Raw genomic sequence first — 22,562 nt, forward strand, 5'->3', positions numbered from 1 at the left:
GGTCAAAAATGAATGAAATGATATTTAACGATGATAATTCTAAATGCTTATTAATAAAGCAATTTACTAATAACGTTTTCATGATGTTAGTAACAGATATTAATGGCATCATTATTTATGCAAATGAAAAATATTGTGAATTTAATAATGTTCACTTTGAAAATATAAAAGGTAAAAAATACAGATTATTTAACTTAATTGATGAGAATCAAATTAATTGTTGTGTGAATGGCAATAATGATAATAAGGGAGTATATCGATTAGAAGCCAAGAGAAATAACGATACACAACAAGATGTATGGGAAGATATTAGTATTATCCCTGTATTTGATGAAAGTAATTTAATTTCTCACTATGTGTTTATTAGCTTGGATATTACTGATAAGGTAGAGCTAAGAAACGAGTTATTTAATAAAAGCTATATTGATTCATTAACTGGAATATCTAATCGATTAAGTATTGTTGAAAAAATCGAAAATGAACGCTTAAATATTTCACAGCCATCTTCATTTTGCCTTGGTATTATAGATTGCGATAAATTCAAATCTATCAATGATCAATTCGGGCATCATGCAGGCGATAAAGTATTATGTGAAATATCAAAACGGTTGTCACAATTAGAAAATAATGAAGTCTATTGTGGGCGGCTTGGTGGCGATGAGTTTGCTGTGCTTTTCCCTAAAGGATTACGTTCTTGTTCTGTGATTTTGTTAGAAATAATAGAATCACTTTGGAAATCAATGGAAAAGCCCATCGATATTAATTCAGATTTTATGTTAACCCCTTCAATTAGTTTAGGTATTGCTGAATATCCTAAAGATGGAAAAACATTATCTGAATTATTAAAGTCTGCGGATGAAACACTTTATTCTATAAAAGAAATGGGTGGTAACAAATATGGATTTTATTCCGGATTTTAAATAGAAAGTTTTTTAGTAAAGATATATTAAAAATAACGTTATCTCTTTTTAACGAAGAGGGAGGTGACTGTTTTTAAAATATATCTAGTATTCCTGATGAAATATAAGAGTAAATTTAAAATAATACTAAATATTAGTTTTAGATAAATGTTTATTAGAGGATTTTATTATGATGAAAGCGGTTATCCCTGTTGCTGGATTAGGTACTCGTATGTTACCTGCAACGAAATCAATTCCTAAAGAAATGCTGCCTATTGTTGATCGCCCTTTAATTCAATATATTGTTGAAGAGTGTGCTCAGGCTGGCGTCGAGGAAATTATTTTAGTGACTCACTCTTCTAAAAATTCAATTGCGGATCACTTTGATACCAGCTTTGAATTAGAAAATATGCTGGAACAGCGTATTAAAAATAAATTATTAGAAGAAGTGCGTTCAATTTGTCCTGACAATGTCAAAATTGTCCAAATTCGCCAAGGTCACGCCTTAGGTTTAGGCCATGCAATTTGCTGTGCACGTCCAGTTATTGGCAATAATCCATTTATTGTTTTACTGCCTGATGTTTTATTAAATGCACACTATTGCGATCCTCAACATGATAATTTATCAGCAATGATAAAACGTTTTGAAAAAACAGAACGTAGCCAAATCATGGTTGAACCTGTGCCAATGAGCCAAGTGCAACAATATGGTGTTGTAGATTGTGAAGGTGTTTTCTGTCCTCAAGGTAATTGGGCACCTATTCGTCGTATCGTAGAAAAACCAAATCCTGAAGATGCGCCTTCTAACCTTTCTGTTGTTGGTCGTTATGTTTTTTCTGAAACTATCTGGGAATTATTAGATGGTCTACCTGCTGGCGTAGGCGGTGAAATTCAATTAACGGATGCGATTGATTTATTATTGAAAAAAGAAGTCGCTGAAGCATATACCTTGGTGGGTAAATCACATGACTGTGGTAATAAGCTAGGATATATGAAAGCCTTTGTTGAATATGGCTTACATAATTCTGCCTTAAAAGAAGAATTTGCTTCTTGGATGCAGGACTTTTGTGAAAAAACATTGTTACCCAAAACAGAAGTCATAGAAGAAGATGAAGTAAGTGAAGAACAAAAGATAGTTGCTATCTTTTGAGTTTATCTTGAAATAATATGCAATCTGCCGACCGAACTCAGATAGCGGTCGGCAATAGCAGGAGAGAAAGGCAATGTCTTTTAGGCACTTATCTCGTTGTAATTTTCTATTTTCTACCTTTTTTATTTTAGGTTTGTTGCTTATGGTTTCTCCTTCAATACAGGCAGCAGATACTCAAGTAGGATGGGAACAATTTAAAGAGCGCTATATTAAGGATGATGGGCGAGTTATAGACAGCGCTAACAAAAATATTTCACACTCTGAAGGTCAAGGCTATGGCATGTTAATGGCTGTAATGAGTGATGATCATGAAACATTTAATAAGTTATGGCGCTGGACAGCTGCTTCTCTTTATCGTGGTGATTTAGGCTTATTTAAATGGCGTTATGAGCCAGAAAATAGTGAACATACCCCTGATCCTAATAATGCGACAGACGGTGATATCTTAATTGCGTGGGCATTATTAAAAGCGGGTGAGAAATGGAATGATGAAAGTTATCTTTCAGCTTCTGATTCTATTCAACACGCTATTTTGGAACATACTTTAGTTAAGACAAAAAATTATACCGTACTTTTACCCGGTATTAATGGTTTTAAAACGCCAGAAGAAATTATTATTAATCCATCCTATTTTATTTTCCCTGCATGGAAAGATTTTTATCGCACAAGCAACGATGTTCGTTGGAAAGTGTTAATTAATGATAGCCAGTCTTTACTTAGAAATATGCGATTTGGTGAATATCAATTACCCACTGACTGGGTAAGTTTATATCCAGATGGAAAGATAGAGCCTAGTGAAAAATGGCCTGCGCGATTTAGCTTTGATGCAATACGTATTCCGCTTTATTTAGCTTGGGCACATGATGAATTAGCACTACAACCTTTTGTGCAGTATTGGCAGCAATTTGATCGTTATAAAACGCCTGCTTGGGTAAGTATTGATGCTCAAGAGCGCGCTGAATATAACCTTACTCCCGGCATGATGGCGGTGAGAGATTTAACGATGAAAACACCTATTGAAGATGTCGATTTAAGTAAAGATACGGATTATTATTCTTCAGCTTTACACTTATTAGCGGCATTTGCTCAAAACGGGCAATAAGTATATTTAGTTAATTTGAATGATAGATAGCTTAAATGCCTTTTAATACAGAAAGGCATTAAGCTATCTATTTTGTTTATATCGATAGTGCTAAAAACATAACTTTCTAAATTATTTATACTTATTCGTTTTTAATAATTTAATAGTAATTTGTTATCTCTATTTTTTTATAACGCTATGTTTATTAAATAATAAATAAACATTAAACTATGATCTAAGAATAATTTATTTAATGATATTTATGCTAAAGTTATCTCAGTAATTTGATAGTGTTATTAATATAATTTCTCATCAATAATAGAGGTGGATAAATGAAAGTTTCAGCACGCAATCAGTTAGTCGGTAAAGTTGTTGATATTATTGAAGGTGCCGTTAATAGCGAAGTGATTTTATCTTTAGCCCATGGTGAAAAACTTGCCACGATTATTACTAAAGAGAGCTGTGATAGTTTAAAGATCAAAAAAGATGGCGAAGCAATTGCCATTATTAAAGCACCGTGGGTTGTCTTAGCACTACCTGATTGCGGTTTAAATTTCTCTGCACGTAACCAATTTGCAGGTAAAGTAACTCATATCGCACAAGGTGCGGTGAACTCTACCGTTCATTTAGAAACAGCTAAAGGCTTAGAACTGACAGCTGTTATTACAAATGAAAGCTTACAAGAGATGAAATTGGCAAAAGGCAGTGATGTTTTAGCACTAGTGAAAGCATCAAGTGTGATTGTTGCGACACGCAAATAATTACAGGTTTATTTTTTGAAATAAAGAAAGAGGCTAAATATTTAGCCTCTTTCTTTTTGATATTACTTATCTTTTTGAATTTATTATCCCGATCATCTTTTATTCAGGTAATAAAAATTAATTATCTGTACTACCTGCGACTTTCAGTTTGTCATAGATATAATTTTTATAACTGTTAACTAATTTCTCATCTTCACAGTCATTTAATTTACCTTCACATAAATGGCGCATTTGAATGTTTGCTTTGTAGAAAGGAGATAATGGCAAACGAGCGCGTTCTAAGATCATGCCACCTAAGAAGCTAATATCAGTTAATTCACCCATTGTTATTGGCGCGCCTTGCGACAGGTTATCTCTCAAGGTGAACTGAGTAATATACGAAGGGTTATTAAAAGGTGACTGATAATTTTTTAACTCTATATTAGGTTGATGATCACCAAAATAGAGGAACATCGTTGGCTTTTCTCTTTGTGCAACAAAATTGGAGAAATCTTTAATTGCTGGATCACTGGTAACGATTTTTTCCATATAGTGGCTAAATTTACCCGGTGCATTACTGCTTTCGGTATGACCTGCAATTTGGTACATATCTCTGTGCGATTCATCATAAGGGCCATGTTCATACATGGTTAATGAGAATATGAACAAGGGTTTATCTGTGCGTTTCTTCAGTACCTCTTCAACGTAACCCAGCATATCTACTGTCGATATTTTCCAGAGGTTTTCCTCTAATGTTCCCGGGTAGCCAAGCTCTTGAGGTTGAATGATTTCATCAATTCCCATTTTTTCATAAGCGTAACCAGCATGGTAAGCACTACGATTAAACGGGGTGAGTAAAACGGTGTAATAACCTTCAGCTTTTAGTTGGCGGAATAAACTTTCATTAAGATTATCGACAACAAAATAGAATACAGAGTTTTTACGCGCACCAAAATCATCCGTATTTAGCCCTGTTAATACAGAAAATTCAGAAAGCCAAGTACCGCCACCAAAGGTTTGTACACGTAAAGGGCTTTGCGCGCTGACATTTTCATCTTTTTGGAACATAAATAAATCAGGCAGTGCAACATCGGTATCAAATTGATAAATATGAGGGTTAACTGTCGATTCCTGTAATAAAACGACAATGTCAGGTTTTATGTCTGTCTGTGTTTCTGGTAATACGGTTTTATTGGCTTGTTCAAGAAAATAATTTGCATCTTCCTTGAAATAAGGAGGGTGATAAGCCGTTTGGTAGCCAGACATGATTAAATTAGTGACAGTACCTCGACCTCCCGGAAGTGTACCTTCCCATTCGGCTTGCCATTTTTCTACGGTGAAATGGATGGTAGTAAATCCGATGACGATTAAGAGTAAGCTACTTATACGCAAGGCTGGGCGTGATTTTTGGGAAAAACGCCAAGCAATAGACATATTGATAAGAAGCCATATTAGCATCGCAACCAATGCAACACCGGCTTCCCAATAATGACCTAATGTCCCTAAATTCGAGCTATCAAAAGCCAAATCAAAGTCAGAGAACATTAATGTTTCTTTGTAATAATGGACTTTGAGCTGATTAATAAACTTAGTTATCAGGAAGAGTGTACCGGTGGTAATAGCCGAAAATAAGATACGAGCAGATAAAATAAAGCAAAGAGAGAAAAGAATAAAATAAGCACCAACTGAAAGAAGTGCCGTATAAATAAATGTTGTTTTCTCAAAAACAATAAAGAGTGAGGCTATAAGAATAAGTGCAAGATAAGCACTTCCTAATATTTTTTTCATATCTCTTCCGAGTATAGCGATAAAGAATAAAGGGGTATTTTACAAATATTGTAGGCGATAACCTTAAATAGGCTAAATAATTTTATTTAGCCTAAGTTAACATCTGTATTTAGAATAACCCTTTGTCTCGTAAAATATGAAGATCTTTTTTGCGGCGAGTAAAACCTGTGCGATCAAAATATTCTAAAATTTGCACTGCTAATTTACGCCCAACGGATAATTCATCACGGAAGTCTGCGGCGGTAACACTGCCATTGCTTTCATTATATTTCACAATGATAGATGCAAATTTTTCTATTGCTTGGTGTGTATAATAGCGATCAGCAATAATCGGAATAATTAAACCTAATTGCGCTGCTTTACGTAATAATGAGCGGATCACCTTCTCATCATTTTTCATTTCATTGGCGAGATCACGTACCCACCAAGGTTCAGATTGCTCAAAGTAGGCTTTAGCATTTTGCCATAACGCATCTTGTTCTGGAGAAAAGGCAAGACCATGAGTTGGAAGATGAAGCCAGCCACGACTTTGGCTAATAGCACCTTCTTTACGTAATTGATCAATTAAGTGATAGACCAATTCATCATGATAAGTAGGTAGTGCCATTCGTTTTAAACGAGAACGACCCACACCCATTTGATCATTATGTTGTTGGTGATATTCCTCAAGGGTATCGAGTAATTTCTGTTTTGCGTTATCAGCATTCTCTTTAGAAAGAATAACGCCTGCAACGCTAACTAGATCAAAGGTTTCTAATAACTGAGTTAGCGCACTCTCCGTTAATTGCTGAGCCCAAGCAAACTGACTTAGAGAGAGCTCACCTTTTGGTAAACATAACGCTAAATGGGCACTAACGTTATCTGCACTATCAAGTTGGTGTAACCAAGTTAAGAACTCAGCTTGCCGTTTACCTCTACGTGGCGAGTGTAAATGTAAGACTTTTGCGGCGGCTAAAGTGCGTTGAGCACTGATATCACGCAAGATAAGTCTATCGTTATCCACCAGCCAAAGGGGTTCATCAAGAATAAGCTCAGCTAACTGTGGTGTTTCATTAGCATCATTTAAAAGAGCAACACGACCCGTAATATGGCGTGTACCGTGGTGAATATGTACAGGCTGCCAATGCTTTAAAGGTTCATCTGCAATTAAACTGACTAATATTTTATGAGATTGATAGTTAGGTGCTTGAGAAAGCAGCCAATCACCACGAGAGACGTTTTCTTTACTGACATCACCTGTGATGTTAATTGCAATACGATGACCTGCACCAGCACGCTCTACGGGCTGATTTTGTGCATGTAAGGCTCTTATTCTTACTGGTTTATCTGCGCCAGTTAGCCAAAATGTATCGCCAACAGAAATTTGCCCTGCAAGTGCGGTACCTGTGACAACTAATCCTGCCCCTTTAATGCTAAAAACACGGTCTATTGCTAAACGAAAACGCTTATGCCATTGAGGGTGTTGTTGCTCTTGTTGATGTAACTCAACAAGGTAGTCACGAAGTGCTGAAATACCTTCACCAGAAGGGGCTGAGGTGACAAAAATATCAGGTTGTTGCCAGCCTAAATTGGCTAATACGTCGATTGTTTGTGAACGAACTTCTTCAATTCGCTCAGGTGTAACGCGATCTGCTTTGGTGAGAATAACGGTAACTTGAGGACAGCCAGCAAGACGTAAAATAGAAATATGTTCGATGGTTTGTGCCATAACGCCATCGTCACAAGCCACAATTAAGAGTGCATGAGAGATCCCACCGACACCCGCGAGCATATTTGAAAGGAATTTCTCATGGCCGGGAACATCCACAAAACCAATTGAGGTGCCATTATCTTGACGCCAATAGGCATAACCTAAATCAATGGTCATGCCGCGTTTTTTCTCTTCAGGTAAATGGGTAGTATCTACCCCAGTAATGGCCTGTATAAGAGTGGTCTTTCCGTGGTCTACGTGACCTGCTGTCGCAAAAATCATAGTAAAAGTGCCTGTATTAATGCATTTTCATCCTCAAGACAGCGCAGATCAAGCCACAGGCGACCATCAGTAATTCGACCAATAATCGGCTTTTCTAAATTACGCCAATGCGCAGCTAGCGCATCTAACTGGCTACCTTTTCCATCTTTGGCTTCAAAGGTAAGTGCTGCACTCGGTAAACTTTCAATAGGTAACGAACCACTGCCTATTTGAGAAGCACATGAGGATATCGTGATATGGTAGTTATCCCCATAATATGCCTGAAAATGAGGCAATAACCGTTGCGCCATATCATTAATTTCTGTTTGTGTCCGAGTTAACAAACGTAATGTCGGAATTTCAACAGCCATTTTTTCAGGTTGCTGATAAAGGCGTAATGTGGCACCTAAAGCGGCTAATGTCATTTTATCAACACGTAATGCACGCTTTAAAGGATGGCGCTGAATAGCCTCAATCCACACTTTTTTACCAAGGATTATCCCTGCTTGTGGACCACCTAATAGTTTATCGCCAGAGAAGGTAACAAGGTCGATACCTTGTTGCAGATAATCTTGTGGCATTGGCTCTGAAGGTAAGCCTAAGGCGGCTAAATTAGTCATTGAGCCACTACCTAAATCGATAGCGGTTGGTAAGTTCATCTCTTTACCAAGCGCTGCAAGTTCGTCGCCATGCACTTCAGCGGTAAAGCCTTGAATACAATAGTTGCTAGTATGAACTTTCATTAGCAAACCCGTATTCTCATTAATGGCGTTACGATAATCTTTAAGGTGAGTTCGGTTTGTTGTTCCGACTTCTTTGAGTGTACAGCCTGCTTGTGTCATCACATCGGGGATACGAAAAGCACCGCCAATCTCAACTAATTCACCGCGAGAAACAACAACCTCTTTATTGGGTGCTACCGTTGCTAGCATCAGTAAAACAGCGGCTGCGTTGTTATTCACGATACAGGCATCTTCTGCCCCTGTTAATTCACATAATAAGTCAGCGATAGCGCGATCACGGTGTCCTCTTGACGCACCATCAAGAGAATACTCTAAGGTTGCTGGTGAGCGCATAACTTGGCTAACGGCTTCAATGGCGGATTCTGCCATTAATGCACGCCCTAGATTGGTGTGTAAAACAGTACCTGTTAAATTAAAAACAGGTTTAATTGAGGATTTTCGTTGTAGTGTAATGCGATTTTTTAATTCATTAGCCCAATGGTTGTGCCATTGTGGTAACTCGTTTTCTTGACGAATAATGATACGCGCTTCTTCTTGTAACTTTCGTAAATGCTCTGCAATAAATGTCTGACCATAAGAAGCCACAAGGGCTTGAATGTCTGCTTGGTGCAGTAACTTATCAATAGACGGCAGTTGGCTATAAAGTGAGCGCGTATCATTTGTCATGCTAATACCTAATTGTTATTCATTTGGGAACAGGAATGGATTAATGCTACTACGAGCAAAGCCTTCTTCTTCCATTTTTGCATCAAGAACAATAGACGCTAAATCATCAGCAACAGCATCTACATTGGCATCTTTTTCTTGATATAAAATTTTCAGATAGCTTCCACAATCACCGCAGCTTTCTGCTTTCACTGGGGCATTTTCGCTGTCTAAAGACCAGTAATTTAATTTACCTGTTAATTCACAGTTGGTGCACTTAATGCGTACAACATGCCACTGTGTTTCACATAAATTACAGTGTAAATAGCGTAAACCTTGTGTTGTGCCGATTTGTACCATGCTTGCCACTGGCATACTGTTACAAACTGGGCAGAATTGACGATTTTCACCGTATTCTGTTTTCGCTTTACCTGGAATATTTGCTGCTAATTGTGCCCAGTACAGAGACAGTGCTGCCCAAATAAAGACAGATTTATCAGCTGAAACTTTTGAATATTCATCATTAAGTAATGCTGTTGCCATTTCTTCTAATTCAGTTTCAGAAGCTTTAGAGAGGTTTTCTAAAGTAATAGTGGCACTTTCAGGCACAACTGGACGTAATTCAGCAATAATCGAGGCTAATAAAGCGTGCCAATGTTTACTGCGTTTAAATGTTTTTCTATCTAAAGGCGCTACGCCGGCTTGTTGTGCAAGGAGTGGGGCAAGATCAATGACAAGTGGATTGTCATGAAGTGCTTTCTCTTGAGCCTTGACAATTTCTGCTGCAAATTCAAGGTAGTCTGCGAAAGGATTATCTTTTGCTAGTGTTTGAAAACGTTCAGCACGACGTTGATAAAGGTTTTTCAGATTAGGGAATAATACGGGTGGAATAAAACTGATCCCTTTTTCTGATTGCTCTTTACCTAATTGCTCTTTAGGAACGATGCGAATACTCATAACGTTCTATCTTCCTATTATCATAAATTTTATAGTGAATACCCACAGGATTTGGCTTCAGAATAAATCAAAAGCAAACATGAAGCCATGACAGTGGGTAATAATAGCGTGATTTTATTGTTTTTTTACGTCTTAAAAACGGGCGTAAATTGAATAAAAAACGGAGGCTGATCAAGCCTCCGTTTGTTCAGAAATACACTTTAGGGCATTATTTCTGTGACTGCTTTTCGGCTTCTTTTTTCTCTTCTTCGAGAATTTCACGATACCAACGAGGGTGGTGCTTTTTAGCCCAACCACGAGTTACCCAGCCTTCAATCATGCTACGAATTGAACCTTTCACCCAGAATGCCGCATAAGCATGAACAAATACGGTGATTATCAGTAAGATTGCTGATAATGAGTGAACTAATAAGGCAATTCTAATTACTGGGATCGAGAAATACTCTGCGAAATAAGGACGCCAAATGATAACACCACTAACTGTCAGTAAGATCAGACTGATACTTAATGTCCAGTAGATCCCTTTCTGACCAAGGTTGTAGTGACCAATATCGCCAGCTTCTTCATTTTGCAGCACTTTATGAATATTTTTAGCCCAGACTAAGTCATCTTTATCGATAAAGTTGTGCTTCAGATATCTGAAGAACATAAAGAGAAAGAGGAACGCCATCACGCTACCCACGAATGGGTGTAACAGACGCGACAGTTCTGGTGTACCTAAAATATTCATGAACCAGTTCAGAGATGGGAAGAAGAAACCCAATCCGCTGATAGCAGTAAACAGAAATACAATCACTACTAACCAATGGTTAATACGCTCAGAAGCGGTGTGGCGAAGAATTTTATCGCCTTTCTTCTTCATCATTTCTGCTCCTCCTTATTCACAGAGGTCTGTGTTTTAGAAGATGCTTCCATCTCTTTGAGCGCTTCTTCTTCATCTTCTTCAGTTGTACGGTTTGGACCGACACCTAAATAGTGGAAAATTGCACCCGCGAAGGTTGCGGCAAAACCCACTGCTGCTAATGGTTTCCAAATACCTTTCCAGAATTTAACGGTTGAGCTAATTTCTGGGTTTTCTGGTAAACCATGATACAGGTTAGGTTTGTCAGCATGATGGAGAACATACATCACGTGTGTACCACCCACACCTTGTGGATCGTAAAGACCAGCATTGTCGTAACCACGAGTTTGCAGTTCAGAAACACGCTCACTAGCAAGATTGATCATGGCTTCTTTCGAACCAAAATGAATCGCACCTGTTGGGCAAGTTTTCACACATGCAGGCTCTTGACCAACTTCTACACGGTCAACACATAACGTACATTTGTAAGCACGGTTATCTTCTTCATTAATGCGAGGCACATCGAAAGGACAACCTGCAATACAATAACCACAACCAATACAGTGTTCTGATTGGAAATCAACAATACCGTTAGCGTATTGAATGATGGCACCTTCTGCTGGGCAAGCTTTTAAACAGCCCGGATCAGCACAGTGCATACAACCATCTTTACGAATTAACCATTCCAGTTTGCCGTTCTCTTCCACTTCAGAGAAACGCATCACTGTCCATGATTTCGCAGTTAGGTCAGTTGGGTTATCGTAAACACCGACGTTAGTGCCAATTTTATCGCGAATATCGTTCCATTCAGAACAAGCAACCTGACAGGCTTTACAGCCGATACAGGTTGTTACGTCGATAAGTTTTGCCACTTCTTCCTTGTAATCCCGCACCTGAGGCGCGGGAGTGAGGGAATTGGTAGCAGAGCGACGAATAATGTCTTGGGATTGCAGTGACATAATTTATCTCCTTACACCTTTTCCACATTAACAAGGAACGCTTTAAACTCAGGCGTTTGTGTATTCGCATCACCAACGAATGGTGTTAACGTATTCGCAATAAAGCCTTTCACTGCGACACCTTCAAAGCCCCAGTGAATAGGAATACCAATGGTATCCACTTTGCGCCCATCAACATCAAGGGTTCTAATACGTTTAGTAACCACCGCTTTAGCTTTGATATAACCACGTTTTGAGCTGACTTTTACGGTATCGCCTTGAACAATGCCTTTTTCTGCGGCTAAACGCTCACCAATTTCAATAAATTGTTGTGGCTGAATAATCGCATTTAAGCGCGCGTGTTTAGTCCAGAAGTGGAAATGTTCTGTCAGACGATAAGTTGTACCGACATATGGGAAATCTTCTGCTTTACCCATATCTTTCCAGTCATCTTTAAAAATACGCGCTGCTGGGTTTGAAACCACATTTGGATGTAGTGGGTTAGTACCCAATGGTGTTTCAATTGGCTCATAGTGCTCAGGGAATGGACCTTCTGCCATCTTATCGATAGCAAACAGACGTCCCATACCTTCCGGCTGCATAATAAATGGACCAACATCAGAACCCGGTGCAGCGTTGCTATAGTCAGGTACATCAATACCAGTCCATTTGCTGCCATCCCATTCGATTAACTTACGTTTAGGATCCCACGGTTGACCTTGTGGGTCTGCCGATGCGCGGTTATAAATAATGCGACGGTTAAGAGGCCATGCCCATGCCCAACCTAATGTATTACCCAATCCTGATGGATCGGAGTTATCACGGTTAGCCATTTGGTTGCCTTTCTCTGTCCAGCTACCAGCGAAGATCCAACAGCCACTTGCTGTGGTACCATCATCACGTAACTGAGCGAACGAGCTAAGCAGTTGACCTTTTTTCAGAATGATATTGCCATCAGCGTCTTTTAAATCAACTAATGCTCTACCATTACTTTCTTGTGCAACTTCTGCGGATGTTGGATTATCAGGATCAAAGTAATCCCAAGTCATATTCAACACCTGCTCTGGCATCGCGCCGCCTTCTTCTCTATAGAGTTGGCGTAAACGATGGAAAATACCAGATAAAATCTCAGCATCAGGGATAGCAACACCAGGGGCATCACCACCTTTCCAGTGCCACTGTAACCAGCGACCAGAGTTAACGATAGAACCGTCTTCTTCTGCGAAACAGGTTGTTGGCAGACGGAATACTTCTGTCTGGATATCTGCTGTTTTAACGTCGTTCTCTTCACCGTGGTTCTGCCAGAAACATGAAGTTTCAGTGTTTAGCGGATCCATTGTGATAAGGAATTTCAGTTTTGATAATGAACGAACAACTTTGTTCTTATTCGGGAATGATGCAACTGGGTTAAAGCCTTGGCAGATATAGCCGTTGACTTCACCTCTATCCATCATGTCGAAGTATTGTAGAACATCGTAAGGTTTGTCCCACTTAGGTAACAGTGAGAAGCCCCAATCATTATCACGTTGAGCATTATCGCCATAGAATGTCTTCATCATACTGACGAAGAATTTAGGATAATTGCCCCAGTAGTTAACTTGTCCTGGTACTGTCGCTTTTGGCGTATTCGCAGCTAAGTAGGTTTCTAATGAAGTCTGCTTTTCAGAAGGCAGAGTCATATAGCCCGGTAAGCTTTGAGATAATAGACCGAGGTCAGTTAAGCCTTGAATATTAGAGTGACCACGTAGTGCGTTAACACCGCCACCAGCCATACCCATATTACCTAACAGTAATTGGATCATTGCCATGGTACGAATGTTTTGGGCACCAACGGTATGTTGAGTCCAGCCTAATGCATACAGGAAAGAAGCTGTTTTATCTTTCGCTGCTGTTTCAGCAATATATTCACAGACTTTTAGGAAATCGTCTTTTGGTGTACCACAAATCTGAGTAACCACATCAGGCGTGTAACGGCTAACGTGTTGTTTTAACAGATTCCAGACGCAACGAGGATGTTGTAATGTGGTGTCGCGTTTTGCGAAACCATTTTCATCCATCTCGTAGTTCCAAGTGGTTTTATCGTATTTACGTTTTTCCGCATCATATCCGCTGAATAAACCATCATCAAAATGGTAGTCTTCACGGACAATCAAGCTAGCATTGGTATAAGCCTCAACGTATTCTTTTTGATATTTCTTATTTTCGAGCAGATATAAGATAACGCCCGATAAGAACGTAATATCAGTACCAGAACGGATAGGCGTATAGAAATCCGCAACAGCCGCAGTACGGGTGAAGCGAGGATCAATAACAATGAGCTTGGCGTTATTATGGATTTTAGCTTCCATCGCCCAGCGGAATCCCACAGGGTGTGCTTCTGCCGCATTACCGCCCATAACGACGATAAGGTTGGCGTTTTTCATATCAACCCAGTGGTTGGTCATCGCACCGCGACCAAATGTTGGAGCAAGACTTGCTACCGTTGGTCCGTGTCAGACACGCGCTTGGTTATCGACAGCTAGCATCCCAAGAGCTCTTGAGAATTTCTGAGTTAAAAACCCAGTTTCATTGCTTGCTGCAGAGGCGCAAAGCATACCGGTTGTTAACCAACGGTTGACTTCTACACCTTCTTTATTGAATTTCTGGAAGTTGGCATCGCGGTCTTTTTTGATTAAGCGCGCAATACGATCAAACGTTTCTTCCCATGAGAGTTTTACCCATTTATCCGAGCCGGGTGCACGGTATTCAGGGTGTTTTAAACGACCTTCACTGTGGATGAAATCCACAAGACCAGCACCTTTAGGGCATAATGCACCGCGGTTTACTGGATGGTCTGAGTCACCTTCAATATGGAATATCGTTTCTTTTGCGTTTTTCGCGCCATCGCCCAGACTATACATTAATAGTCCACAACCGACAGAACAGTACGTACAGGTATTGCGGGTTTCGCGGGCTCTCAGTAATTTATACTGACGTGAACCTGCTAGCGCAACTGCTGGTGCAAAACCGAGCGCCGCCGCTGTAGTACCTGCCATACCGCCAGCACAGATCTTAAAGAACTGTCTTCTGCTGACCTGCATGGGGTCTCTCCTCATCATACATTGCTTTTACTGACTCTGATTTTCTTCACGAAAATGGAGCTGATTGTTTTTTTATTCCTATTATCCTTAATAGGATCAGGTTCATTGCCTGATAGGTAGTGTAAAATCGTTTTACCCGTATTGTTATTATGTATTAATAAATTTAGGAATTCATCTTATGGATGAAACAAAATCGACAAAATTGTTAACTAAACGTGTAATCATTGGCGTAGATCAAACAATTGTGCAACACAAAGGATCGCTTAACAGACAAGAAGACGATTATATTGCACTCGAAGTTCCTGTTGCATTAGTGTACAACGGAATTTCTCACGTCGTTATGATGGCAAGCCCTAAAAATTTAGAGTTGTTCGCTGTCGGATTTTCTTTATCAGAAGGCATTATAGAATCTTCTAATGAAATTCGCAGTATCGAAATTGTAGAAAGTTGTAACGGAGGCATTGAAGTTCAAGTTGAATTATCAAGCCGACGTTTTATGGGATTAAAAGAGCGACGCCGCAATATGACTGGTCGTACTGGCTGTGGTATTTGTGGAACTGAACAACTGGAAGAGATTTTCCGACCGATTACGCCGTTACCTTTTACACAAACATTTTCACTTTCAAACCTTGATAAAGCCTTAGAGCAGATGACAACCGTTCAAGAAATCGGTGAGCTAACGGGTTGTACACATGCTGCTGTTTGGTTGTCGCCAGAAGGTGAAATGCAGGGAGGATGTGAAGATGTTGGTCGTCATGTCGCACTTGATAAGCTTTTAGGTATGAAAGCGAAAGAAAAGTGGAGTGAAGGTGCAGTATTAGTCTCTAGTCGTGCCAGTTATGAAATGGTGCAAAAAGCCGCTATGTGTGGCGCAGAAATTTTATTCGCTGTTTCTGCGGCAACCTCTTTAGCGGTTGAAGTGGCTAATAAATACAATGTGACGCTGGTGGGTTTTTGTCGTCGCGGAAGAGCAACGGTGTTTACTCATCCACAACGACTGACTGACTAAAGTGCGATTACTGAAAATAGGTGTAATAACTACATGCGATCATGTTATCGCATTACACCTATTTGACCGATGACCACAATGCACCTAATTTGTAATCCCACTCTTTAGGTTTGATGGGAATACGTCCTGCATTTGGAGTAAAAGTCATTTCGCTAAAGATAAGCCTATTTTCAGACATTAAAAAATCGACTCGGCAATAATTAAAGTCACTTGCCATTTTAGCAGCTAATTGCAGCATATTTTCAAATTGAGCTGGTTTTTCAACAAGTTCTGGGGTGTTGGGATCTTCTAATGTGATAGGTTGTAACTGCCAATTTGTATCATACACATTAATGTACTCATTCCCTTTAGTATCAGAAATATCAATTTCAGCATAAAGAGGCTGACCATTAAAACAGTGAAGACGACAAGTCGTTGGTATCATTGGATTTTGTGTATCAAATAAATCGATATATTCTTCGCAGAGAATTTGAGCTTTGATTTTTTTATAATGCCATTCGCGCGTGACAGGATAGAGATTGCGTTTTAAATGAAACTGAAGCTTTTTCTTTGCTTTTTCAAAATCAAAAGTGGTTTTATCAAGGCAGATGATTGTACTACCACTGTCATGGTTACATTTGAGTACAAAGCGTGAAGGAAGTTGAGTAATATCGATTTCATCAGGATGAGAATAGGTGTTAATGATAGGAACCAGATAGTGTGGGCCAATCTTTTCTATCACATAGTCTCTCACTTTAATCTTATCTGCTAAACGCGTATAAATTGGATTTCTATCAAATAACATACGTGCATTAATTTTTTCATTAAGTGATGTCGGTATTTTAAAGTTAGGTTGATAACCTAAGTTACGTATAAACTTGTTCTTTAAATACACACGATCAGGTAATGCGATAGTGCGAAACTGTTTGAAATAATATTCTATGATTTTCATAAGCTAATGATTATTTTAAATAGATAAGTGAAATAAAAACTAACTTTTCTTTGAATTAAACTTCTATATAAAGAAATAATTAAATTAAATAGAAATTAAGAGAATAATGTCAGTTATTGATATTCTTATATTTTTTATTTATATAAACTTCGAAAGTATTAACGTGGGTTAATATTCAAAGTACTTATTTTAATAAAAGAAAAAATGACGACATTAAGGAAGAGTTAACAAAAAGGAATATTGATTAAGAGTATATTAATTTGATGACCATTTAGTTATATGAATTGGTTTATCCCAATTGTTAAAGCGTAATCCTTTTCCTGTTCTATTTCCGTGAGCATCTAATATCTCATAATACTCTTCAACGATTTGGCTACGACCACGTTGCCATTCATTGGTTGTTGCAAAAGGATCAATTAAATAGATATCGCCGACAACGGTATATAGTTCACCTAAATAGCGGATTTTCTTCGTACTACTATTTGAATAGTGAGAAAACATAATTTGGTAGGTTTTATAGTGCTCTGGCTGACCATAAGGGCCATATTTCATTGCAATATAACGAATACCTTGAGGATCAGAATGGCTTGCACCACCCGGAACAGGCATATCGGGTGTGATATTAAAAAGAGTATATCGAGAGCTTGCAGTCGGCTGTCTTAATGCTTGTCGATAGCTTTGTGTATCTAATCCAGAAGCTGGCCATGTTCTATCCACTAAACCATCTCCCGCTAAACAGGAAACAGATAATCCTAACAATGAAAGAATTATAAATAGGGACTTAGCAGACATAAATACTCCTTTATTGCCATTATGATGCCAAAAAATAAGGTATTTGTTCCGTGAAACAGAGGTGTAGAACCCTGTTATTTCTTGCTGTTATCCTATTTCATTCCAAAAGGTTATCAAAAGTAGAGAATAAGTGATTATCTTTTAAGCAATAAATACGTTTTTATATTGAGATAAATACAGGGCTTAACAGGTAAAAACGTATGAACACATCTAAAACATTACGCGTTGCTACTGTGCAGTTTCAGCATAAAGCAAACGACAAAGCTTATAATTTAGCGAAAATTCATCAATTTATAGAGAGTGCAGCCAGTCAGCAGGTAAAGGTATTAGTGCTTCCTGAAATGTGCATTACAGGATATTGGCACGTTCCTCAATTGCCAAAGCATGAAGTCTACGCATTAAGCGAACGCATTTCTGATAGCGCATCTTTAGCGTTAATCAAACAAAAAGCGATGGCGCATCAAATGGCGATAGGTGTCGGACTTATTGAGCGAGCAGAAGACAATACACTCTATAATACATGGGTTGTTTGTATGCCTGATGGCTCTTTGCATAAGCATCGGAAATTACATGCTTTCGAACATCCGATCATCAAAAGTGGTGAGCAATACACCGTATTTGAAACCCCTTGGGGCGTTAAAATGGGAGTATTAATTTGCTGGGATAATAACTTGGTAGAAAATGCACGCGCTAATGCATTATTAGGTGCCGATATTTTACTCGCACCTCATCAAACTGGTGGAACAAATTCACGTAGTCCACATAGTATGAAGCCGATCCCTATGACACTTTGGGAAAATCGACATCAAGATCCTCAATCATTACAAGCGGCATTTCAAGGTGAGCACGGAAGAGGCTGGTTAATGCGTTGGTTACCAGCAAGAGCTCATGATAACGGCATGTTTGTGTTATTTAGTAATGGTGTAGGTCGTGATGAGGAAGAAGTTCGTACAGGGAATGCAATGATCATCGACCCTTATGGACGGATAGTAAAAGAGAGCAAAGCGATTAATGATGATATGGTGATTGCAGATATTGATCTCTCATTATTAGAAAACTCAACCGGAAGACGTTGGCTAACAGGGCGAAGACCTGAACTTTATTCGATATTAACGACAAAATTAGGAAATGAACAAGATCCTATTTCAGTTCGATTTGGTAAAGCGTAATTCAATAAAAAACAGCTTTTATTTTGTTAGCTGTTTTTGTTTTGGTTAAAGAATAATCTCAATTTAATCTATTTGTTTTATTTATTAATATATTGGCGGCGGTTATTAATTTTATTTATTTATTCTATGTTAGAATAATAAAAGGAAAAATAAGATAGGATTAATGATTAATCATGGATACCCGTTTATTGAATGCTTTTGTTGTTTTAGCTGAAACAGAACATTTTGGTGAAGCTTCATCAAAGCTTTGTATTAGCCAACCGGCGCTAACTAAGCAGATAAAAACATTAGAATCTCAATTGGGTGTCACTCTTTTCCAGCGCGGACGTCACGGCGCAAAATTAACCCCTGAAGGACAGTATTTACTAAGCCAATCTCAATCAGTTTTAAGAGAAGCCCGTATTCTAGAAAAACAAGCTCGCCAATTGAGTGCTCCTCAAAAAGTAGAGCTGTATGCAGGATTTGGTCTGTCCTCATTAAATTTTATTACACCACTATTGGCAAAATTTAATCATGTTCATCCTGATATCACCGTTCATATTGATGATATGCCTTCTAACACAATGGAAGATAAATTACTTTTAGGTGAGCTTGATCTAGCGTTTTCACGTTTACCGGTTACAGAGCCACTAAAAAGTATTTCGTTAGTGCAAGAGCGATTGATGTTAGCCATTCCCACGCAAACTATTATGGTGCTAGAGGCTGATGATGATCCACTACACTACTTTAATACGCTTGGGCTTATTCAGTTGTCTCCTGAAAAAGGAAAAAAACTGTATCAACAAATCCATGATTTTCTGAAACATCATCAAATCAAACCTCGTGTATTACAACAATCGCAAGATATTCAAACGCAGCTAGCATTAGTTGCCGCAGGATTAGGAATGGCATTGGTACCTAAAAGTGCAGAACTTATTTGTGATAAACAAAAAATCACTTTATTGCCACTGTCTGGTTTGTATACACAATGGGAAATAGGTGTTATTTGGAATAATAATATTCAGAATAAAGATCGTGATATATTTATAAAAATAATTTCTGAGGAAATAAATAAAATATAATGAATGAGATAGGCTTTTTTATTTTATTAATGATTATATTTCTAATATATAACTTATAAGAAAGCTAAAACACCTAATAAATATTAATTAGTCTCAAAACAAATAAAGATAAATAATTGCGAGACTGTTCACAAAAATAAACATGAAATATTTATTGGTTTTTTATGTGTTTAAATAAAAAATCAAAGTAAATCATTTAATTAATTTAATTCTCATAACATAAATAGGGTTAATTAAAATCTCTCTAATTAAAATGTGTTATTTACAATACAAGAGATTTATTTAATATTACCTACGAACAACACAGCAAACTTTATATTCGTAAGTGAAGCTGGAAAGATAGATAAAATATTAATATTTCTGTAAGTGGCTACTTGTTATTTCTATTTATAATAAGTAGCCACACCCTCCAATGAATAATAAGGAAGTTATTATGAAAAAACGTAATAAATTAACCTGTGCATTATTTATATTAATGGGCTCTCATGCAGTACATGCTGAAATTCACTCTAATCAAAGCGGACCTTTAAACATCATGACTGTGGGAGCTAGTGATGCTGTTCAATATGGTTCTCATCAAATGCCTGGTGGAGAGCCGGGTGTTGGTATTAGTACAGTAGGAGGTGGGAAAAAAATTGGTTTTGCTTCGTTAACATCAGCAAGAATGAGTGGTGGAGCGGATAGTAATGGAATTTATACAGTTCAATCTAATCATCAACATAGTGATATGGGTGTTTTTCACTTTGCCAAAATCACGGATGCCAATGTCTATTTTGGTGACTGGGCAAAAACAACATCAGCAACGGATGCAACACACCAAACCTATTATGTTGGTAAAGATGTTACAACCACATTACCGACAGACAGTGCTACTTATACGGTAACGGGTATTAGTCAATATAGTGGTAATAACTTACTTACTGGCTCGTTCGATGTTAATTTCTCACAAAAAGAAATTACAGGTTCGCTGACTAATAGCCAACGTACGATTGATTTAGCAGGAGGAAATCTTTATACCGCAAATAATCAAGTGACGTTTTCTGCAGATGCAAATGAAGGGTCAACATCAGGGGTTGTTGAAGGGGCTTTCTTTGGTGAAAGTGCAGAGGCGTTAGCGGGTATTGTGGTGTTTAGTTCAGATCATAAAAAAGATATTAGTTTTGGTGGTACGAAAAATAGCAGTGACAGTGAATAAATGACAGTAAGCATGGATGCTTCTTGATTTTTTCAAAAATAATATTATAGATTTATTTGGTAAAACAATCGGTTAATTCTTTAAAAGTGGTATTAGTGGTCATTACGCTAAATGTTAGCAACAGATAATCTGGTATAGGGTTATCTGTTTTTTTTTATCTAAATTAAGCCGATTTGAAGGAATTGTTCTTTTGTTTTTATAAGGATATATAATGAATTATTATCAACTCTTAACCAAAGGGTTACTGGCTTTACCGCTAATTTTATTTTCATTTAATGGGAGTGCAAAAGAGAGCCGCGACAAACTATTTTATTATCTTGAAACAACGAGTACAGCTAAAGTAGGTCAGCAACTTTATCACTATTTGCAACAACAACAGTGGCAAAAAGCAGAAAGATTACTGCTTTACTATCAACAACAACCTCAACATGAAGCATTACTTGTTAATTACGCAAAGGCGTTATTGGCACAAAACAGAGGTGATTTTTTAAACGCTGAAATTTATTATCAGCAACAACTTAAGCAAAAAGCCGATTTTATCCCAGCCCAAACAGGATTAATTCAACTTTATTTTCATTTACGAGAATATAAAAAAGCACAGCAACAACTTAATCAACTGAGCAATATCGTTGATTTATCTAAAAATATTATCCAATCTATTGAGTTTTATAAGGTTAAGTTAGCCTCTTATTTTCAAGGCCAACGTTTCTATCAACTTGGCTTTTTTTATGATGATAATATTAATCATGCACCTTACTTATCTGAAAAAATTGTCTCTCAATCAACCCAAGGAAAAACGACGCTAAGAGGTGCAAAACCTATTGCATCTACAGGAATTACTCATTATTTTTCTTTTTATCAACCTTTTATTATTTATTCTCACCATACTTTTTCTTCTTATACTTATGCTCGATATATAGATTACCACTCTCACCGTAATGCTAATTTTTTTGCATTATATACACAACTGGGTTATCGCTATCAAAAACCTCAATATCAGTGGTCAATAACACCTTATTACGAAATAAAATCATCACGGGAACAATATGAATATCAAGCATGGGGGAATGAAACACAGCTTTCTTATTTTATTAATAAAAAGCAAACTATTAATTTAAGCTTGGATTATAAAATAAAGAAATATCAAAAAGCGTTAAATAATTTAAATGATAAGCGAGTAAGTTATAGTGCTTACCATAACTATTATTTTAATAATGGAATGCAATTAGTTAATCAATTAAATTATCAGTTAGATCGTAAAAAAAACACTTTATTAAATTATCAGCTGTATGGTATAAAAACTGGCGTTTATTATCCATTGTCAGCTAATTGGCATATCTCTCTTTTTTTACAGTATCAAATTAAATGCTTTAATAACTATAATCCTTTATTAAAAAAGAGAAGAAAAGACAATGGCGTTATTTTCACAACTAATATTAAAAGTAAATCGCCTTTTATTTTAGGGTTTTATCCCACAATAGAACTACGTTATACCCGAAGATTAAGCAATGTGGATTGGTTATATCAATATCAGCAACATGAAGTGTTATTTAAATTAGAAAAACAATTTTAATTAAATAAGTGACTTCCTT

Annotated in this window: 18 protein-coding genes; 9 read left to right on the plus strand and 9 right to left on the minus strand. The window is 37.5% G+C overall.

Going from position 1 to position 22,562, the window contains the following annotated elements; genetic code table 11:
- Positions 1-8 precede the first annotated feature (8 nt).
- The 4 genes from EHE21_RS18695 to EHE21_RS18710 all read left to right on the plus strand — a co-directional run bounded on the left by EHE21_RS18695 (position 9) and on the right by EHE21_RS18710 (position 3,891).
- Positions 9-920 (plus strand): sensor domain-containing diguanylate cyclase, encoded by a 912-nt coding sequence (locus EHE21_RS18695; RefSeq protein ID WP_088494166.1) that lies wholly within the window; start codon positions 9-11, stop codon positions 918-920.
- A 169-nt stretch (positions 921-1,089) separates the two neighbouring features.
- Complete coding sequence (gene galU / locus EHE21_RS18700; protein WP_228766717.1) at positions 1,090-2,049, plus strand: UTP--glucose-1-phosphate uridylyltransferase GalU; 960 nt, start codon at positions 1,090-1,092, stop codon at positions 2,047-2,049.
- Between the two features lie 73 nt (positions 2,050-2,122).
- Entirely contained in the window at positions 2,123-3,151 is a 1,029-nt protein-coding gene (locus tag EHE21_RS18705; RefSeq protein ID WP_088494165.1) for a glycosyl hydrolase family 8, read from the plus strand.
- A 311-nt stretch (positions 3,152-3,462) separates the two neighbouring features.
- Entirely contained in the window at positions 3,463-3,891 is a 429-nt protein-coding gene (locus tag EHE21_RS18710) for a TOBE domain-containing protein (RefSeq protein ID WP_194951518.1), read from the plus strand.
- 117 nt (positions 3,892-4,008) lie between these two features.
- On the opposite strand, the gene EHE21_RS18715 is transcribed toward EHE21_RS18710, so the two are convergent.
- From EHE21_RS18715 to fdnG, 7 genes are all read right to left on the minus strand, one after another.
- Positions 4,009-5,658, minus strand: coding sequence for an LTA synthase family protein (locus EHE21_RS18715; RefSeq protein WP_194951519.1), 1,650 nt, complete (start codon positions 5,656-5,658; stop codon positions 4,009-4,011).
- A gap of 109 nt (positions 5,659-5,767) precedes the next feature.
- On the minus strand, positions 5,768-7,630 hold the full coding sequence (selB, locus tag EHE21_RS18720) for a selenocysteine-specific translation elongation factor (protein WP_194951520.1): 1,863 nt from the start codon (positions 7,628-7,630) through the stop codon (positions 5,768-5,770).
- Entirely contained in the window at positions 7,627-9,018 is a 1,392-nt protein-coding gene (gene selA / locus EHE21_RS18725; RefSeq protein ID WP_194951521.1) for an L-seryl-tRNA(Sec) selenium transferase, read from the minus strand. The genes selB and selA overlap by 4 nt, the downstream gene beginning before the upstream one ends.
- A 15-nt stretch (positions 9,019-9,033) precedes the next feature.
- Entirely contained in the window at positions 9,034-9,954 is a 921-nt protein-coding gene (fdhE, locus tag EHE21_RS18730) for a formate dehydrogenase accessory protein FdhE (protein WP_088494160.1), read from the minus strand.
- A gap of 208 nt (positions 9,955-10,162) precedes the next feature.
- The gene (fdoI, locus tag EHE21_RS18735; RefSeq protein WP_072070496.1) at positions 10,163-10,819 is read right to left on the minus strand and encodes a formate dehydrogenase cytochrome b556 subunit; all 657 of its coding nucleotides are present in this window, start codon (positions 10,817-10,819) and stop codon (positions 10,163-10,165) included.
- Positions 10,816-11,754, minus strand: coding sequence for a formate dehydrogenase subunit beta (gene fdxH / locus EHE21_RS18740; protein ID WP_194951522.1), 939 nt, complete (start codon positions 11,752-11,754; stop codon positions 10,816-10,818). Before fdxH ends, fdoI begins: the two co-directional genes overlap by 4 nt.
- Before the next feature lie 11 nt (positions 11,755-11,765).
- Positions 11,766-14,813 (minus strand): formate dehydrogenase-N subunit alpha, encoded by a 3,048-nt coding sequence (gene fdnG, locus EHE21_RS18745; RefSeq protein ID WP_109850233.1) that lies wholly within the window; start codon positions 14,811-14,813, stop codon positions 11,766-11,768.
- A gap of 178 nt (positions 14,814-14,991) precedes the next feature.
- Between fdnG and fdhD the strand changes: the two genes are divergently transcribed.
- Positions 14,992-15,822 (plus strand): formate dehydrogenase accessory sulfurtransferase FdhD, encoded by an 831-nt coding sequence (fdhD, locus tag EHE21_RS18750; RefSeq protein ID WP_194951523.1) that lies wholly within the window; start codon positions 14,992-14,994, stop codon positions 15,820-15,822.
- Positions 15,823-15,880: 58 nt separating this feature from the next.
- Here the strand turns inward: fdhD and EHE21_RS18755 are convergent, their stop codons facing one another.
- Together EHE21_RS18755 and umoA are read right to left on the minus strand one after the other, a co-directional pair.
- On the minus strand, positions 15,881-16,753 hold the full coding sequence (locus EHE21_RS18755) for an ATP-grasp fold amidoligase family protein (protein ID WP_194951524.1): 873 nt from the start codon (positions 16,751-16,753) through the stop codon (positions 15,881-15,883).
- A gap of 255 nt (positions 16,754-17,008) precedes the next feature.
- Positions 17,009-17,545, minus strand: a complete 537-nt coding sequence (gene umoA, locus EHE21_RS18760) for a UmoA family flagellar biogenesis regulator (RefSeq protein ID WP_075673724.1) — start codon at positions 17,543-17,545, stop codon at positions 17,009-17,011.
- A gap of 200 nt (positions 17,546-17,745) precedes the next feature.
- Between umoA and EHE21_RS18765 the strand changes: the two genes are divergently transcribed.
- The 4 genes from EHE21_RS18765 (at position 17,746) to EHE21_RS18780 (ending at position 22,543) form a co-directional block, all read left to right on the plus strand.
- Entirely contained in the window at positions 17,746-18,714 is a 969-nt protein-coding gene (locus EHE21_RS18765; RefSeq protein ID WP_194951525.1) for a nitrilase family protein, read from the plus strand.
- Between the two features lie 173 nt (positions 18,715-18,887).
- The gene (locus tag EHE21_RS18770; RefSeq protein ID WP_194951526.1) at positions 18,888-19,775 is read left to right on the plus strand and encodes a LysR family transcriptional regulator; all 888 of its coding nucleotides are present in this window, start codon (positions 18,888-18,890) and stop codon (positions 19,773-19,775) included.
- A gap of 433 nt (positions 19,776-20,208) precedes the next feature.
- Complete coding sequence (locus EHE21_RS18775; protein ID WP_194951527.1) at positions 20,209-20,970, plus strand: Slam-dependent surface lipoprotein; 762 nt, start codon at positions 20,209-20,211, stop codon at positions 20,968-20,970.
- 211 nt (positions 20,971-21,181) lie between these two features.
- Positions 21,182-22,543 (plus strand): surface lipoprotein assembly modifier, encoded by a 1,362-nt coding sequence (locus tag EHE21_RS18780; protein WP_194951528.1) that lies wholly within the window; start codon positions 21,182-21,184, stop codon positions 22,541-22,543.
- Positions 22,544-22,562: the final 19 nt, after the last annotated feature.

Origin of the sequence: Proteus sp. GOKU (genome assembly GCF_015475555.1) — a bacterium.
Lineage (GTDB): Bacteria > Pseudomonadota > Gammaproteobacteria > Enterobacterales > Enterobacteriaceae > Proteus > Proteus mirabilis_B.

Coding starts and splice junctions, on each gene's coding strand:
- EHE21_RS18775 (WP_194951527.1), top strand. CDS start 20,209: ATGAAAAAACGTAATAAATTAACCTGTGCATTATTTATATTAATGGGC.
- EHE21_RS18705 (WP_088494165.1), top strand. CDS start 2,123: ATGTCTTTTAGGCACTTATCTCGTTGTAATTTTCTATTTTCTACCTTT.
- selA (WP_194951521.1), bottom strand. CDS start 9,018: ATGACAAATGATACGCGCTCACTTTATAGCCAACTGCCGTCTATTGAT.
- EHE21_RS18695 (WP_088494166.1), top strand. CDS start 9: ATGAATGAAATGATATTTAACGATGATAATTCTAAATGCTTATTAATA.
- fdxH (WP_194951522.1), bottom strand. CDS start 11,754: ATGTCACTGCAATCCCAAGACATTATTCGTCGCTCTGCTACCAATTCC.
- EHE21_RS18765 (WP_194951525.1), top strand. CDS start 17,746: ATGAACACATCTAAAACATTACGCGTTGCTACTGTGCAGTTTCAGCAT.
- EHE21_RS18755 (WP_194951524.1), bottom strand. CDS start 16,753: ATGAAAATCATAGAATATTATTTCAAACAGTTTCGCACTATCGCATTA.
- galU (WP_228766717.1), top strand. CDS start 1,090: ATGATGAAAGCGGTTATCCCTGTTGCTGGATTAGGTACTCGTATGTTA.
- EHE21_RS18715 (WP_194951519.1), bottom strand. CDS start 5,658: ATGAAAAAAATATTAGGAAGTGCTTATCTTGCACTTATTCTTATAGCC.
- EHE21_RS18770 (WP_194951526.1), top strand. CDS start 18,888: ATGGATACCCGTTTATTGAATGCTTTTGTTGTTTTAGCTGAAACAGAA.
- fdoI (WP_072070496.1), bottom strand. CDS start 10,819: ATGATGAAGAAGAAAGGCGATAAAATTCTTCGCCACACCGCTTCTGAG.
- EHE21_RS18780 (WP_194951528.1), top strand. CDS start 21,182: ATGAATTATTATCAACTCTTAACCAAAGGGTTACTGGCTTTACCGCTA.
- EHE21_RS18710 (WP_194951518.1), top strand. CDS start 3,463: ATGAAAGTTTCAGCACGCAATCAGTTAGTCGGTAAAGTTGTTGATATT.
- fdhD (WP_194951523.1), top strand. CDS start 14,992: ATGGATGAAACAAAATCGACAAAATTGTTAACTAAACGTGTAATCATT.
- selB (WP_194951520.1), bottom strand. CDS start 7,630: ATGATTTTTGCGACAGCAGGTCACGTAGACCACGGAAAGACCACTCTT.
- umoA (WP_075673724.1), bottom strand. CDS start 17,545: ATGTCTGCTAAGTCCCTATTTATAATTCTTTCATTGTTAGGATTATCT.
- fdhE (WP_088494160.1), bottom strand. CDS start 9,954: ATGAGTATTCGCATCGTTCCTAAAGAGCAATTAGGTAAAGAGCAATCA.